At 58.6% G+C, this 15,888-nt stretch carries 12 protein-coding genes and 1 pseudogene; 11 read left to right on the top strand and 2 right to left on the bottom strand.

Features of this window, described 5'->3' with window-relative positions:
• Positions 1-2: 2 nt before the first annotated feature.
• The 10 genes and pseudogenes from CIW50_RS19695 to CIW50_RS19645 all read left to right on the top strand — a co-directional run bounded on the left by CIW50_RS19695 (position 3) and on the right by CIW50_RS19645 (position 10,352).
• On the top strand, positions 3-710 hold the full coding sequence (locus CIW50_RS19695; RefSeq protein WP_149532900.1) for an NUDIX hydrolase: 708 nt from the start codon (positions 3-5) through the stop codon (positions 708-710).
• A gap of 66 nt (positions 711-776) precedes the next feature.
• Positions 777-1,733: a polyphosphate kinase 2 family protein gene (locus CIW50_RS19690; protein ID WP_149532899.1), complete on the top strand. Its 957-nt coding sequence runs from the start codon at positions 777-779 to the stop codon at positions 1,731-1,733.
• 546 nt (positions 1,734-2,279) lie between these two features.
• Positions 2,280-2,757, top strand: a pseudogene (locus CIW50_RS19685) (YciE/YciF ferroxidase family protein).
• Positions 2,758-2,853: 96 nt separating this feature from the next.
• The gene (uvrA, locus tag CIW50_RS19680) at positions 2,854-5,397 is read left to right on the top strand and encodes an excinuclease ABC subunit UvrA (protein WP_149532898.1); all 2,544 of its coding nucleotides are present in this window, start codon (positions 2,854-2,856) and stop codon (positions 5,395-5,397) included.
• Between the two features lie 269 nt (positions 5,398-5,666).
• Positions 5,667-6,074, top strand: coding sequence for a BLUF domain-containing protein (locus CIW50_RS19675; protein ID WP_149532897.1), 408 nt, complete (start codon positions 5,667-5,669; stop codon positions 6,072-6,074).
• Between the two features lie 654 nt (positions 6,075-6,728).
• Positions 6,729-6,977: a hypothetical protein gene (locus CIW50_RS19665; RefSeq protein WP_149532895.1), complete on the top strand. Its 249-nt coding sequence runs from the start codon at positions 6,729-6,731 to the stop codon at positions 6,975-6,977.
• Positions 6,977-7,591 carry a cell envelope biogenesis protein TolA gene (locus CIW50_RS19660; RefSeq protein WP_149532894.1) on the top strand — a complete coding sequence of 205 codons (615 nt, stop codon included), beginning with the start codon at positions 6,977-6,979 and terminating at the stop codon, positions 7,589-7,591. The genes CIW50_RS19665 and CIW50_RS19660 overlap by 1 nt, the downstream gene beginning before the upstream one ends.
• 335 nt (positions 7,592-7,926) lie before the next feature.
• Entirely contained in the window at positions 7,927-8,394 is a 468-nt protein-coding gene (locus tag CIW50_RS19655) for an alpha-ketoglutarate-dependent dioxygenase AlkB (RefSeq protein WP_246664379.1), read from the top strand.
• Between the two features lie 27 nt (positions 8,395-8,421).
• Complete coding sequence (locus CIW50_RS19650; RefSeq protein ID WP_149532893.1) at positions 8,422-9,666, top strand: DUF763 domain-containing protein; 1,245 nt, start codon at positions 8,422-8,424, stop codon at positions 9,664-9,666.
• Positions 9,663-10,352: an alpha/beta hydrolase family protein gene (locus CIW50_RS19645; protein ID WP_149532892.1), complete on the top strand. Its 690-nt coding sequence runs from the start codon at positions 9,663-9,665 to the stop codon at positions 10,350-10,352. The genes CIW50_RS19650 and CIW50_RS19645 overlap by 4 nt, the downstream gene beginning before the upstream one ends.
• A gap of 31 nt (positions 10,353-10,383) precedes the next feature.
• Here the strand turns inward: CIW50_RS19645 and rpoH are convergent, their stop codons facing one another.
• Both rpoH and CIW50_RS19635 read right to left on the bottom strand, forming a co-directional pair.
• Positions 10,384-11,265, bottom strand: coding sequence for an RNA polymerase sigma factor RpoH (rpoH, locus tag CIW50_RS19640; protein ID WP_149532891.1), 882 nt, complete (start codon positions 11,263-11,265; stop codon positions 10,384-10,386).
• Positions 11,266-11,374: 109 nt separating this feature from the next.
• Positions 11,375-11,827, bottom strand: a complete 453-nt coding sequence (locus CIW50_RS19635) for an Hsp20 family protein (protein ID WP_149532890.1) — start codon at positions 11,825-11,827, stop codon at positions 11,375-11,377.
• Between the two features lie 661 nt (positions 11,828-12,488).
• On the opposite strand from CIW50_RS19635, the gene CIW50_RS19630 reads away from it, so the two are divergent.
• Positions 12,489-15,671, top strand: coding sequence for a GAF domain-containing protein (locus CIW50_RS19630; RefSeq protein ID WP_149532889.1), 3,183 nt, complete (start codon positions 12,489-12,491; stop codon positions 15,669-15,671).
• The last annotated feature ends 217 nt before the right edge of the window (positions 15,672-15,888 follow it).

Below are 15,888 nucleotides of genomic sequence, written 5' to 3'. Positions count from 1 at the left end.
GTATGATGACGCCGGTCATTCACCGCGTCTCACAACTCGATCTCACACGCAGCGATTGGCAGTGGCCGTTCGCGCGTGAGCGGCGGGACGAGATCGACGCTCACTTCGCAAGCAAACGCGCCGAGAAACCGCAACTATTCAATGGCCGCGTCCTGCTCGCGCGCAATGCGCTATTCACCGGCGACCAGTTTAGCGCGGAATATTTCGAGACTGATTTTGCCAGCTTTCTGGCATGGCGCGATTGGCGCTGTCCCGATCCAGACGTGTTCAACGGTTTTGGCATGGGCGCGCTGCGTGCCAGCGACGGCGCCTTCGTGCTCGGCGAGATGGGACAACATACGTCCAATGCCGGGCGCATCTATTTCGCGGCCGGCACGCCCGACCTGAATGACTTGCGCGGCGATGTGGTCGATATCGCCGGCAGTGTGACTCGTGAAGTCGAGGAAGAGCTCGGTCTTGCGGAGACTGATTATCGGGTGGCCGAGGGCTGGCACTGTGTCGTGACGGACTTCTCGGTCGCGATGATGCGTCTTCTCGATGCGGATCAGCCGGGTGAGACGCTGCGCACCACCATCGAGGCCAATCTTGCCGGTCAGGCGTCGCCTGAGCTGAGCGGAATTCATCTGGTCCGCAGTGCAGCCGACTTCACCCCGAAGATGCCGCTGTTTGTGACAGCGTTTATGACAGCGCAACTGACACCAGCGACGTGATCTGCTGGTATTACCGGGATCGGCACGCTACGCTTGCAATCCCCGTGTCCCGGAGGTGCCGATCTCATGTCTGCCAAGCCAGTTGTGTCCGCGTTGAAGTCCTATATCGAGCCGTATCGGGTCGACGGTTCGAAAGCTTTCCACCTCAAGGCGCATGACACCAATGGCAGCGGCGGACTGCACAAGGAAACCGGCAAGAAGATCATTGAGGCCAACCGCCGCCGGTTGCAGGAGCTGCAGGAAAAGCTCTATGCGCAGGACCGCTGGTCGCTGCTGCTGATCTTCCAGGGCATGGATGCCGCCGGCAAGGACAGCGCCATCGAGAGCGTGTTCGACGGCATCAATCCGCAGGGCTGCGAGGTGCATTCGTTCAAGACGCCGTCGTCGAACGAGCTCGATCATGATTTCATGTGGCGTCACACCATCGCACTGCCGCAGCGCGGCCGCATCGGCATCTTCAATCGTTCTTACTACGAGGAATGTCTGGTGGTGCGGGTGCACCCGGAGATTCTCGCAAAGCAGAAAATTCCGGCGGAGCTGGTGACAAAAGATATCTGGCGCGAGCGCTTCGAAGACATCACCGCCTTCGAAAAGTATCTCGCGCGTAACGGCACCGTGGTGCTGAAATTCTTTCTCAACGTCTCCAAGGAAGAGCAGCGCGAGCGCTTCCTCGATCGTCTCGAGCAGCCGGCCAAGAACTGGAAGTTCTCATCGGCCGATATCGCCGAGCGCGCACTGTGGGACAAGTATCAGGAGGCCTATGAGGACTTGATCAAGCATACGTCCTGCGAGGAGGCGCCATGGCATGTGGTGCCGGCGGATCGCAAATGGTTCTCGCGCGTGGTGATCGGCTCGGCCATCGTCAACGCGCTGGAGAAGCTGGACTTGCACTTCCCGACCGTGGACGGCGAGGCGAAGAAGGATTTTACGCTGATCCGTGAGGCGCTGGAGAAGGAAGGACCGCCGCGGGACAGCGGCGCGGTGGTGAAGAAGATCGCTAAAAAGAAGATGGCGAAGCACTAGCTCGTCGTTCCGGGGCGTGCGAGCGTAGCTCGCGCGAAACCGGAATCCGGGAGCGCTTGGCTCTAGGGGGGCTCCCATGTTGAGATTCCTCGCCACTCTAATTGAAGTGGCTGAGGTTCGGCCCCGTCGCCTGCGGCGCCGGTCCCGCCCCTGGGCACTAAGAGTTTATTCCTTTTATCCGGTCCGCAACATGATGCAGAGCAACGACTGCTAACTTTCGCTGAATGGCGTAACCCGCGCATGGACGTGGTAGTTGCCGGCTATTCCGACTCGTCGAGCGACTGAGTATTTCGAGCATAGCCGGATCCTGATCTTTGTGCCGGGCTGCGCGCGCACGGATGATCTCATCCTACCAATCAAAATGCAGGGGCGGGCGGATTGGTGATCGTGCTGGAATGTCTTACGGATGTCCCATGTCGCATCAGGAAGAGCCCGATCGACGGGGAACTCTCCGTTGAAATCCGCGTTCGCAATCCGCCGTCGGGATCCGGCAGTCATCGATAACAGGAGGATGCGATGGGTCTGTTCACTAGAGACATTTAGACCATGGAAGACATGTTCATTCACGGCCTGCGGACATCTATATGTTGAAAACCAGATCACGAAGGCATTGCCGCGAATGAGCGAGCAGGCGACCAATCGAGAGCTTGTCGCAGGCCTTAAGTCGCACCTTGAAGAGACCGAGAAGCAGGTAGGTCGTCTGGAGCAGGTCTTCAAGAAGCTTGGCAAGGAGCCAAGCGCTACGGATTGCCCAGCCATCGACGGTATCATCAAAGAAGCAAAGGAGGCGGTGGGCGAGATTGACGATAAGGCGGTCCTGGACGCCGCCATCGTCGCGAACTCTCAAGCGGTCGAGCACTACGAGATCGCTCGCTACGGCACGCTTATCGCCTGGGCAGAGGAACTGGGTCATGACGACGTTGTGCGGCTCCTGACGACCCACCTCAACGAAGAAAAGGCGGCTTACACCAACCTGAACACCATCGCGCTTCGTAAGGGCGTAAACAGGAAGGCGGTGGCCTGAAGACACTACCGATCGTCGGTCGCGATGGAACGGCACTCGTCCGCCAAAGTTTCATCTGCGGTTGATATCACACGCCAATTTGCGCGGAAGGGCAAGATGCACGCAGGAAGAGGTGGTTCGTACGGTGCCGACTCGGCCGTCGATGAGTGCTTCGTGCGGGTTCGCGGAGCTCGCGAGCACAATCTGAAGAATATCGACGTCGACATTCCCCGCAATGCACTTGTCGTTTTTACAGGAGTGTCGGGATCGGGCAAATCCTCGCTGGCCTTCGGCACGCTCTATGCCGAGGCGCAGCGCCGTTATCTTGAGTCGGTGTCCCCTTACGCGAGAAGATTGTTCAATCAGATGTCCATTCCAGAGGTGGACGAAATCGAAGGTCTGCCTCCGGCCGTGGCTTTACAGCAGCAACGCGGATCTCCGACGACCCGCTCGTCGGTCGGCAGCGTGACGACGTTGTCGAACCTGCTGCGCATGCTGTATTCGCGCGCCGGCGACTACCCGCGTGGACAACCACTGCTCTATGCCGAGTCATTTTCGCCCAACACTCCCGAAGGAGCTTGTCCTCACTGTCATGGAATCGGTCGGATCCACGATATTACCGAGGCCTCGATGGTCCCCGATGACAAGCTCACCATAAGGGAACGAGCCGTGGCGGCTTGGCCAAGCGCCTGGCAGGGACAAAATCTGAGGGACATCCTGGTAACTCTCGGTCATGACGTAGACACGCCTTGGCGCAAACTGCCGAAGAAGACCCGCGACTGGATACTCTTTTCCGAGGAACAGCCCACCGTCCCGGTATACGCAGGCTACACGCCAGTTGAGGTGAGGCGTGCCCTCAAACGCAAGGAAGAGCCGAGTTATCACGGCACCTTCACCGGCGCGCGCAAATACGTCTTGCAGACGTTCGCAACAACGCAGAGCGCGATGATGAAGAGGCGGGTTTCGCAATTCATGCTGAGCGGCCGTTGCCCGGTATGTCGGGGAAAACGGCTTAAGCCCGAAGCCCTCTCGGTCAAATTCGCAGGCTTGGATATTGCGGAACTGTCTGAGCTTCCTTTAAGGGGCGTTCGCGAGTTGATCGTGCCGTATCTCGAAGGCAAAGCTCATACGCCCAAAGACCATCCGGAGAAAGCTCTCGTGGTCCAGCGCATCCTGGAAGATCTGAACGGAAGATTGGCGGTTCTGCTCGATCTCGGCCTGGGATATCTCGCCCTCGAGCGCAGCACGCCGACACTGTCCCCCGGCGAATTGCAGCGGCTCCGGCTGGCGACCCAAGTCAGGTCGAACCTGTTTGGCGTGGTGTATGTTCTGGATGAGCCCTCCGCTGGGCTTCATCCAGCCGACACCGAAGCTCTCCTGCGAGCGCTGGACCGGCTCAAGGCAGCAGGCAATTCGCTTTTCGTCGTCGAACATGAATTGGATGTCGTCCGCCACGCGGACTGGATAGTTGATGTCGGCCCCGCCGCGGGCGTTCACGGGGGCGAGGTGCTTTACAGCGGCATCCCTAAAGGACTTGCCGACGTCGAGGCGTCTCAAACAAGGCGCCACCTGTTCGGAAACGCCAAGGCCATCGACCGCAGGCGCCGTCTCCCGCGAGGTCAGCTACAACTTCGCGGTGTCACCCGCAACAATCTCAACGACCTCGACGTCGACATTCCTGTCGGTGTGTTTACCGCGGTGACCGGCATCTCGGGGTCGGGCAAGTCGAGCTTGATCACTCAATTTCTGGTCGAGAAGGTTGGGGAAATATTGGGGCACACGAGCGGCGAAGAGGACCGGGGCGCTCCGGACGAAGGAGACCTTCTGGAAACCGCCGTTCAAACGCTTGGCGGCAACATCGTCGGGGGTATGGAGCACATAAAACGTCTCGTTGTCGTCGATCAAAAGCCGATCGGGCGCACCCCGCGGTCGAATCTCGCAACCTATACAGGACTTTTCGATCACGTCAGAAAGCTGTTCGCGGCCACGAAGCAGGCCAAGACACGGCACTATGATGCCGGCCGCTTTTCTTTCAATGTCGCCAAAGGACGTTGCGAAACCTGTCAGGGTGAGGGCTTCGTCACCGTCGAATTGCTTTTCCTCCCGTCAGTCTACGCGCCATGTCCGACCTGTCATGGGTCGCGCTACAACGCGAAGACGTTGGAAATCAAGATCCGGGACAAATCCATTGCCGACGTGTTGGGCATGACGGTGGACGATGCGCTCGCTTTTTTCGAGAAAGATGCCCAACTCGCACGTTCGCTCGGTGTCATTCGAGAGGTCGGCCTCGGCTATATCAAACTCGGTCAGTCCGCAACGGAACTCAGTGGCGGCGAAGCCCAACGGATCAAGCTCGCTACCGAGTTGCAACGAGCTCAGCGGGGGTCGGCACTATATGTACTGGATGAGCCGACGACTGGATTGCATCCCTCAGACATCGAAAAGCTAATGCTGCAGCTTCAAGGCCTGGTGGATGCCGGTAACACGGTGGTCGTCGTCGAACACGATATGGCAGTGGTCGCCGAAAGTGATTGGGTAATCGATATGGGCCCCGGCGCAGGCAATGAGGGCGGATCCGTCGTGACCGCTGGCGAACCGCAACATGTTGCGCGCAACGCCGAAAGCCGCACGGCCAGATTTCTGGAAGCCTCAATCGGTTAGAGACCCGATCAACTTACTCCCGTCTTTCTGAAGAAGCCGGCGCCAGACATGCCTTATCGCAACGTCACCGGGATCGTACCGTAAAATGGGGTGATGAGCGGGCATTGAAGCCGCCGTGGTCATGGACAAGTCGGGGGGCCAGCCGTCAAACTTGATGACACCTGTTTCGGTGAGCTCAGGGGCGCGGCGCCGGTCAGGGGCGGCGTGATCGTCTACGGCACGATTGAACTCTCTTTGGAACCCGGCGTTGACGGGTATGGAGGTCGTTCGTGTTTCGAATTTTGTATCTTAGCACTGCAAATGAGCCATTTTCATCCGGGGATCTTTCGGAGCTACTGCAAAAGGCAAAGGCCCGAAATGATGCGGCGCATATAACAGGCATGCTTGTCCATTCGGACGGCGACTTTCTTCAGGTGCTGGAGGGAGAGCCGGAGAATGTGATCGAAGTTTACAGCCGCATCAGCGTCGATCCGCGGCATCGAGATATCAGCTTGCTCCAGCGCGGCCTTGCATATGGTGATCGACTGTTTCCGAACTGGGCAATGGGTTTCAAGCGGGTGCCGGATCAGACGTTAGTTAACGAGGCCGTTGGGTTGAACGGCCGTGTGAAATTGCGATATCTAGATGCTATGTCGGCTCTGGATTTCCTGTTGGCGTGCAGCCAAAACCAGACCTAAACAATCCCTCAGATGGGCGCCCTGAACTTGAGATGGACCTCCAACCTGATGTCCGGCACCTGAGGGGAAGCGCCGAAGCCGCGTGCGTCTCCACGAATGATGGTCCCGGCGAAGCACAGCGTCGCCTCGTCCAGCCCGAACAGGGACGGGATTTCGTTGGCGTGACGCGATGTCCGCACAGTCGCTTCGAACTTCCCGTCGCTTTGCGAGTAAGCGCCTTTGTACAGCAGAGAAGAATCGCCCCCAAGCAAAACGCCGTCACAGAGCACGACGACGCCGGCACCTCCGGACCCACCGAGACCGGCATTGAACGCAATGCTATAGAGCCCATTTTGTAGCAACGACCTACGCCCTTTGGCCGCGGTGGATAGCTACTTGCAATCGCTCAACTCGCTGTCTGGTTCCATCGACCCGAGGCTTTAGAACACGCCTTCGAAAGTCCGGCGACCGCCGGTATCGCCGACGGAAGCTCTGACGCAAGGCATGGTGAATGCCTTTCCGACCGAGAAGGAACTCAAGAATAGCTTAGCTGTTTTCAAGCCGTGCCCGACGATGACAACATTCTCGAATGTCAAAACACCGAAACGGCATGTCTGATTTCCGGTCAACGCCAAATCCCATTCTCGGGACGAAATGCCCTAGAGAGACGTGACTATGTCGAAGAACACGAACGACGCCGAGACTCTATCCATGTGGGCGACGGATATCCTCCTTGAGGCCCACGCCATCGCGCCCTGTCCGGATCACGGCTATCTGCGCCTTCGTCACAGCCACCATGCCGTGGATTATGCAAGATCGATCGCCGAACATCGAAAGTTCTCCGGTAAGAACAAGGAGCAACGGGTGAAAGCCATCGAGAAAGTACTCGATGGCCTAGCGGACACCTGTCCGGCCTGCGAGTGATGGCCCGGAAGCTCAAGACCTACCAGACATCGATCGGCTTTTTCGACCTGGCCGTTGCCGCGCCGTCCATGAAGGCCGCGCTCGAGATCTGGGGCGCCGACAGCAACCTGTTTCACCAGGGCTTCGCCGAGGAGACCGACGACCCTGCAATCGTCTCGGCAACAATCGCGCATCCCGGCATCGTTTTGCGGAGAGCAGTCGGCACCAGTGGCGCGTTCAAGGAGACGAGCGAACTTCCGAAAGGCCTTGCGGCCGGCAAGAAAGTGTCAATTCCGCGGAAGCGGGTGGCTCCTCAGGCCAAAGCGACCAAAGTCGACCACGCGGAAGCACGTAGAGCCGCGGCCATCTTCGACAAACAGCAGCGGAAACGCGAAGCCGACCAGCGCAAGGAAGAGCGAGCCAGGATCAAGGAGCGAGAACGGAAAGCAGCGCAGGTTGCAAGCGCACAAGTAGCCTTTGATGCCGCTGAACAGGAGCACGACGCGAGAGATGCCGCGATACAGGCGGAACGCGACGAAATCGACAATCGCGCGGAGGCCGAACGACGGCGCTGGGAGCAGCAACGGGAGAAGCTGGGCGCCGCGCTACGTCGGGCCAAGAAGGGCGGCGACTGAGGCGGGAATTGGAACGGAACTCCGATTGTTCGGTTTCGTAACCATGCAGCCTCGCAACATGGATACAATCTTCATTGCAACCGCTTTTCCACTGGCGCTTATTCTCCTCGCGATCGCGTATGCCCCGTTCTTACTTGGTTGGTTATGATGTGCGGGATCCCCTGACCTTTGACTTTGCGCTGCGGCTCCATAATTAGGTCGTAGATCCACAGCCTTGGTAGAATCCACTGTCCGACCAATTCAGTTTGTTTGCGGAAAACACGCCAGGTCCCGATGGACTCCGGTATGCCGAAGACTTCGTTTCGGCAGCGGAAGCGCTCGACCTTATAGCCCAAGTGGCCGACTTGCCCCTCCAGCCGTTTCAGTTCGGCCAGTATGAGGGCAAGCGTCGCGTAGCCTCCTTCGGGTTCAGCTACGACTATACGGCACGCCACCTCGTTGAAGCCGAGCCAATTCCTCAATGGCTCTCCGATGTCTCACATCGCGTCGAGACTTTCGGTGGACCCAGTACGCGAATACAGCAAGTTCTCTGCACCGAATACGACGTCGGCGTCGGGATCGGTTGGCACCGGGACAAGCCGCACTTCGACCGGATATTCGGCCTGTCGCTGGGCGCGATATGCAAGTTCCGATTTCGCAGGCCCGCTTCGACCAAGTTCGAGCGTTTCACCCTCGAAGCGAAGTCCCGTTCGATCTACATGATGTCCGGCGAGGCGCGGTCGGTATGGGAACACAGCATTCCGGCCGTCGAAGCCAAACGCTACTCCATCACCTTCCGGACGATGGTCGAGCGTAGCCCCTAATGGCAAAGAATCGGATATCGAGGACGAATGGCGAAACGGACCGGCAGCGCCGATCTTCCTTTGCATGGTGGACGGGTTCCGCCATGGCTGGCGTCGCGCATGTCAGCGCTCGGTGCCATCGTCACCCAGGCGATCGTCCACCATTACGGTCGCGACGAATTTTTGCGGCGGCTGTCCCATCCGTTCTGGTTTCAATCCTTCGGTGCCGTGATGGGAATGGACTGGCATTCGTCGGGGATCACGACCAGCGTCATCGGTGCTCTCAAGCGCGGCCTGGGTCCGCTGCAGGACGAACTCGGCATCCACGTCTGCGGAGGTCGGGGCCAGCATTCGCGGAAAACTCCTGACGAACTTCACGCGCTCGGCGACCGCATCGGATTTGACGGGGCGGCCCTGACGCGCGCGAGCCGTCTCGTCGCCAAGGTCGATAGCGCAGCGGTCCAGGATGGCTTCGATCTCTACCTGCACGGCTTCTTCGTCACCGACGAGGGCAAATGGACGGTGGTCCAGCAGGGCATGAACGGCGACAAGAAACAGGCCCGTCGCTATCATTGGCATTCCGAGAACCTGACGAGTTTCGTCGACGAACCGCACAGCGCCATCGATGGTCCGTTTCAAGGAAACGTCGTCAATCTGACGGATGGGCGCGCCGCGCCTTCCCGAACAGCGCAACTGGACCTGCTGATGGCTTTGGGACCCGACGGCATCGTCGACGAGTTCGCGGCGCTGACTGGCAGCGCGCCTGCCCAGCCTCTCCTGCCGCATCTCGTCATGCCGGCGCATCACGATGTCCGCTCGAGCGATGTGTTCACCCGGCGCCTTCATGGCACGCTCGCCGCGGCTGCCGAGCGCGGGCCGCTCGACTTTCCCGAGCTACTGCTCACGCCGGGCGTCGGCGCACGGACGGTCCGCTCGCTTGCGATGGTGGCCGAGGTCGTCCATGGCGCGCCGTACCGCTTCCGCGACCCGGCGCGGTTTTCACTCGCCCATGGAGGCAAGGATCGTCACCCGTACCCGGTGCCGATCAAGGTCTACGACGAGACCATCCGCGTGCTGAAGACAGCCGTCCAGAACGCCAAGCTCGGCCGAGACGAGGAGATGCAGACTCTGAAACGGCTCGACGACCAGGCTCGCCGCCTCGAACAAACGGCAAGCGGTCCGTCCTTCGAGGATTTCGTGGATGGCGAATTACAGGCATCCTCCGCGCTCGGCGGTCGCTCGGTCTTCGGCTTGGAGGAGGAGCGATTCGGCGAGCGCTCGACAGCGAAATGAACACCCGGCTGCCGCGCGTAACGCCCCTGACGCTGAAGAGCAGGGACGCGCTCGCGCTTTCAGCCCTCCTGATGAAGCCGCGGAACGCGCAAGCCTGTTTCGTCTTCGCCCACGGTGCAGGCGCAGGCATGACGCATCCGTTCATGGAAGATGTCGCTGCAAAGCTTTATGGCCATGGCATCGCGACCTTGCGCTTCCAGTTCCCGTTCATGGAGAAGGGCAGCAAACGCCCCGACACTCCGGCTGTTGCGCATGCGGCCATACGATTTGCCGTGGCGGACGCCCGCCGTCGATGCCGCGGCATGCCTATTATCGCGGGTGGCAAGTCATTCGGCGGGCGCATGACCTCGCAGGCGCAAGCAGAAGATCCGATCGAAGATGTGCGCGGGCTGGCCTTTGTCGGTTTCCCCCTACATCCGACCGGTAAACCTTCGATCACAAGGGCCGAACACCTTGCAGGCATTCGGATCCCCATGCTCTTCATCCAGGGAACGCGTGATAAGTTGGCGGAGCCCGTGCTCCTTCGCCAAGTTTGCAAGGGACTGAGATCGAGGGCAACCTCTCACCTAATCGATGGCGCCGATCACGGCTTTCATATCCCGGCCCGCAGCGGACGGACCGACCAGGACGTAGTGGCGGAAATTGCGCTCACCATCTCCCAATGGGTGGAGCGCTTGGAAAGCTAATGTCGCCCCCGTCGAGCCCGCTCGGATCGAATTACTTCGCGCCGATGTCTCCGGCCAGCAAAGCTGCATACGCCCGGGCCTTTTCGAGTGCCCTGACTTCCACCTGCCGCACACGCTCGCGTGACACGCCCAGTTCTGCGGCCAGGTCGTCAAGTGTAAGAGGGGTATCCGACAGCCATCGTGCTTCGATGATTTGCTGCTCTCTCGGTTTCAGATGGGCGAGCGCTTGCCCGAGGATCTGCCGCCTCCAGTTGAGTTCGCTGCGTTCCGCGACGTCGTCTTCAAAATTCGACGTTGGGTCGGCCAAGCGCTCCTGCCACTCAGCGCCTTCTTCTTCGTCCATTCGTGAAGCCGCATTGAGCGACATGTCTCCGAGGAACCGCCGGTTCATCTCGATGACCTCGCGTTCGGGCACATTCAAGCGACGCGCTATCGTTGCTACGTGGTCGGGCTGCATATCGCCTTCTTCGAGCGCTGCGATCTTGCTCTTCAAGCGACGCAGGTTAAAGAACAGCCGCTTTTGGGTGGACGTGGCGCTAATCTGGACGATCGACCACGACCGCAGGATGTAATCTTGGATCGTTGCCTTGATCCACCAGGTGGCGTAGGTCGCAAGCTTGAAACCTTTAGACGGATCAAATCGCTTCACGGCTTGCATCAGGCCGATGTTGCCTTCCGAAATGACGTCAGCGATGGGCAGCCCATAGCCGCGATAGCGCATCGCCAATTTGGCGACCAGCCGGAGATGGCTGGTCACAAGATGATAGGCAGCCTCCCTGTCGCCCCCTTCGCGTAAGCGCTTGGCGTAGGCGAACTCCTCTTCAGGTTTGAGGAGAGGAAACTGCTTGATCGCGGTGAGATAGTTTGTAAGGCCTTCTCCAGCGGCTAAGGCTGGAAGTGCGAATTGGGTCATCACTGCCTCCTGTTGACTTCACGACGATCAGCGCGCCATTCGAATATCGCGCGTATCCGCGACGGCCGAAGCCATCGCGGAACGATTGCACGAAGTGATCGAATAGGCGTCAGGCCGCCTTGGCTTCAAGTTGCTCGACGTTTGAGCTCGGGCCTGCGTTGATGGCGATCTTTCGCGGCTTCATGGCCTCGGGAATCTCGCGGATCAGGTTGATCTGCAGAAGGCCGTTCTCGAAAGTCGCGCTGGTTACCTGGACATGGTCGGCGAGGTTGAATTGCCGCTTGAACGCGCGACCAGAAATGCCCTGGAACAGGAAGTCACGCTTCTGTTCGCCTTTGCGGCCCTCGACCGTCAGAACGTTCTGCTCTGCCGTCAAGCTGATCTCGTCCGGCGAAAAACCCGCCAGAGCAAGCGAGATGAGGTATCGGTCATCCCCGACACGTTCGATATTGTATGGGGGGAAACTGTCCTCGTTCGCGCGCTGAGCGGCATCCACGAGGTCAAACAGGCGGTCAAAACCAATGCTTGAGCGCCAAAGCGGAGCAAAGTCGTAAGTCTTCATAGCCAAATCCTCCAATGAGCAAGATGGGTATGAGCGGGCGCCGGACACCCCCGGCGTCCGCCTCACGCTGGACCCAACCTCTGGCGTCCAGCGCACCTAAAATAAAAAAAACTGGCGGAAAGTTTCAAGGGGGGTGGGGCAATTTTTTTTGGCTTCCGCGCGGGCGAATTCTTGACCGCCCGGTCGACTGCTCTATATCGCTGATCGCCGTCTCAAACAGAAAGGAGTGAAGGAGGCGACCACTAAGCTTACGTCGATCCATGACGCCTAGTAAGGGGCGATTAGCCGATTGCGGTCGAGACGACTGATCCCGGCAGATGCGGTGGGCTCCTAGCGCCGACGGGGCGTTTCACCACTGGCTTTCCTTCTTCGACGGCAATGCCATCCGAATGCCCAAGCGGTATGAACGCATTCCTTGTCTGGGATGTACGGACTCCTCAACTCACTGACAGTCGCAAACCCTATCAGCTGAATATTTGGCAATCGCGGCGATCAGCTAACATGGCCAAACGGATAATTGGAACCTGACGGCCGGCAACGAATTGACCAAATTCCGAATTTTATTGAATTTATGGGGTCACGTGAGCCTTTTTCTCAGTCCCGTTCGAAACACTTCGAGCCGTCGCGACCTTGTACAGCTGCCGCCAGCTGAGGACTTGGCATGACGGCAATGATGGCTTCGGGGCTGCGCAGGGATGTGCTATCCGCATTAGGCGATCATATCCGCCAGATATCAGACCCTGACGATCTTGCGTACGCCGCTGCGGAGACCTTGGGACGGGCTCTCGGTGTCAGCCGCGCGGGTTACGGCACGATCGACCTTTCCGCTGAAACCATTACGATAAGCCGGGACTGGAATGCGCCGGGCATAAAAAGCCTTGCTGGGGTTCTGCAATTCCGGGATTACGGCAGCTACATTGAGGACTTGAAGCGCGGCGTAACCGTGGTGTTCGCCGACGCCGAAAAAGATGGTCGGGTAGGAGATCAAGCGAAGGCCCTTGAGCTTATTTCGGCACGCGCCTTGGTGAACATGCCCATCCTTGAGCCAAACGGCGTGGTGGCATTGCTCTATCTCAACAATGCCGAAGCACGAGAATGGTCAGACGCCGAACTTGACCTCATGCGGGAGGTCGCTGACCGGACCCGGACTGCGGTAGAACGGCGTAGGGCAGAGGCAACTATTCGGGCGAATGAAGCCCGTCTTGTCTTTTTGGATGACCTCGGCAAAGAAACTGCGAAATGCCGGAGGGCCGACGAGATTCTATCGGTCACGACCCGGATGCTAGGCCAGCACCTCAACGTGTCTAATTGCGCCTATGCCGACATGGATGAAGATCAGGATGGCTTTACTATTCGCGGCGACTGGGCAGCACCTGGTGCGAAACACATCTTAGGTCACTACAGCCTTGCTGACTTCGGCAAAAAAGCTGTTCAGGAGCTGGGTAACGGCCGCCCGCTGATCATCAATGACAATCTTGAAGAATTGGAGCCGGAAGAAGCCCGAACCTTCCAAGATATTGGGATCGGATCCACTATTTGCATGCCCTTCGTGAAAGAGGACCGCTTAACGGCATTGATGGCAATACATCATCAGACCGCCCATCGCTGGGCAGCTGGCGAGCTGGCCCTGCTTGCGGAGGTTACCGAAAGGTCGTGGGCGCATATCGAGCGAGTCCGTTCAGAAGAAGCCGCGCGAGAAGCCGCAGAACGCCTCGGCCTTGCTAACAACGCAGCCGGTATCGGAACGTGGGACTTTGACCCGGTAAATAACGTCCTTCGCTGGGACGCGAGATGCAAAGCTCTGTTTGGCCTCTCATCCGAAGCCGAGATTTCATATGAAAAATCGTTCCTTGCAGGGCTGCATCCTGACGATCGCGAACGTGTTCATCGCGCGGTGACCAACGCCTTGGATCCCTCCTCCTTGGCTGCATATCGCATCGAGTATCGGACGATTGGAATCGAGGACCGGATCGAACGATGGCTCGCCGCAACGGGCGACGCAATATTCGTCAATCACAACGCAGTGCGCTTTGTTGGCACTGTCATCGATATCACGGCGCGCAAGAAATCCGAACGACATCTCAGGATCTTGAATGACACGGGGGCAACCGTCGCCAGGGAACGCAATCTTGAGACCATCGTCCAGACCGTTACGGATGCCGGGCTGGAGCTCTGCGGTGCGGAATTTGGCGCGTTCTTCTACAATGTTCTCTCGCCTGAGGGCGAGAGCTACATGCTCTACGCGCTCTCCGGCGCGCCCCGGTCTGCATTCGCGAATTTTCCGATGCCGCGGAATACAGCAGTGTTTGAGCCGACGTTTCTTGGCACGGCGGTTGTACGATCAGAAAACATCCTCGCCGACCCGCGATATGGCAAGAACGCTCCCCGCAAAGGAATGCCCGAAGGCCACCTTCCGGTTCGCTCGTACCTTGCGGTACCGGTCATCTCACGCACCGGAGACGTTTTGGGGGGGCTGTTCTTCGGCCATCAGGAAACCGGCAAGTTCCAAGAAGAGCATGAGGCTGCTCTCTTGGGGATTGCGGGACACGCGGCGACGGCCATCGACAATGCGAGGCTGTTTGCGGCTGTCGAAAGGGAGCTCGCCGAGCGAAAAAGGGCCGAGGCGGAGCTGCAGGCGCTCAATATCGATCTCGAGCAGCGCGTGGCCACGGAGATTGGCGAACGTTCGAAGGCGGAGGAGCAGCTGCGACAGGCTCAAAAGATGGAGGCGGTTGGTCAATTGACTGGCGGGATAGCTCACGACTTTAACAACATGCTCGCCGTGATCATCGGAGGCTTGAATCTAGCCCGCCGGAAGCTGGCAAAGGGTGACATTGACATCACCCGCTTCATTGACGGAGCCTTGGACGGCGCTAACCGGGCCGCTACCTTAACCCAGCGCTTGCTGGCTTTCTCCCGCCTGCAGCCCTTAGCTCCAGAAGTCATCGTAGTGAATCGTATGATCGCGGGTATGAGCGAGCTTCTCGATCGGTCGCTGGGCGCGACCATTGCAATCGAGACAGTGCTCGCAGCGGGGGTATGGAACGTCCAAGCCGATCCGGCTCAACTTGAGAGCGCTTTACTCAACCTCGCGGTCAATGCGCGGGACGCGATGCCTCAAGGAGGAAAACTCACGATCGAAACGATGAACGCGTCTGTGGATGCGGCGTATGCCCGACAATACTCAATTGAACCGGGACAGTTCGTTCTCATCGCAGTGACCGACAGCGGTACCGGTATCAACAGCGATGTGCTGAGCAAAGTTTTTGATCCGTTCTACACGACCAAAGAGGTCGGAAAAGGCACGGGCCTTGGCCTAAGTCAAGTATACGGCTTCGTGCGTCAGTCGGGCGGTCATGTGAAGATTTATTCGGAACTTGATGTTGGCACCACCGTAAAAATCTACCTGCCGCGTTTCTACGGCGAGGTTACGACCGATGCTTCGACTGGCGCGGTGCGCGCAGACGTGGGGCAGCATCAAGAGCTGGTCCTGGTGGTTGAGGACGAAGAACGCGTGCGAGCGATCTCTGTCGAGACGCTTCGAGAACTTGGCTATTCGGTCATAGAAGCTGCAAGCGCGCGAGAAGCCATTCACCTCATTGAGAACGGCTCACGGCCCGATTTGGTTTTCACGGACGTTGTGATGCCCGAAATGACAGGCAGTGAGCTCGCAAAAGTCCTCCAACCGCTGTTGCCCGACGCCAAGATTTTGTTCACCACGGGCTATACGCGAAACGCCATAGTCCATAATGGCGTTCTGGATGCGGGTACGCATCTCATCTCAAAGCCTTATACAATCAACGATCTTGCAGAAAAGGTCAGGGCGTTGCTTGACGGCCTCTAAAACCAAAGCTGCGGCGCCTTAAGCTGAACGAAACAACAGATACAGGAGCTCTGGCTGCCGACGTATTCCCCTCGATCGACGCGATCAATTGACGCTCCTCGGCTAATGCCCATCGGCCAGATCGAAGGTGCACGGAAGCCTCAATATCGGGAACAGACAGGAAATCGATTGGGATATCGCACTTGGATTATGTAAACAGAAGTGGATGATTTGGTTC

Origin of the sequence: Tardiphaga sp. P9-11, from assembly GCF_008329525.1 — a bacterium.
Classification (GTDB): Bacteria; Pseudomonadota; Alphaproteobacteria; order Rhizobiales; family Xanthobacteraceae; genus Tardiphaga.
The sequence above is the reverse complement of the archived record's forward strand: the minus strand, read 5'-3'. Positions and strand labels throughout refer to the sequence as shown.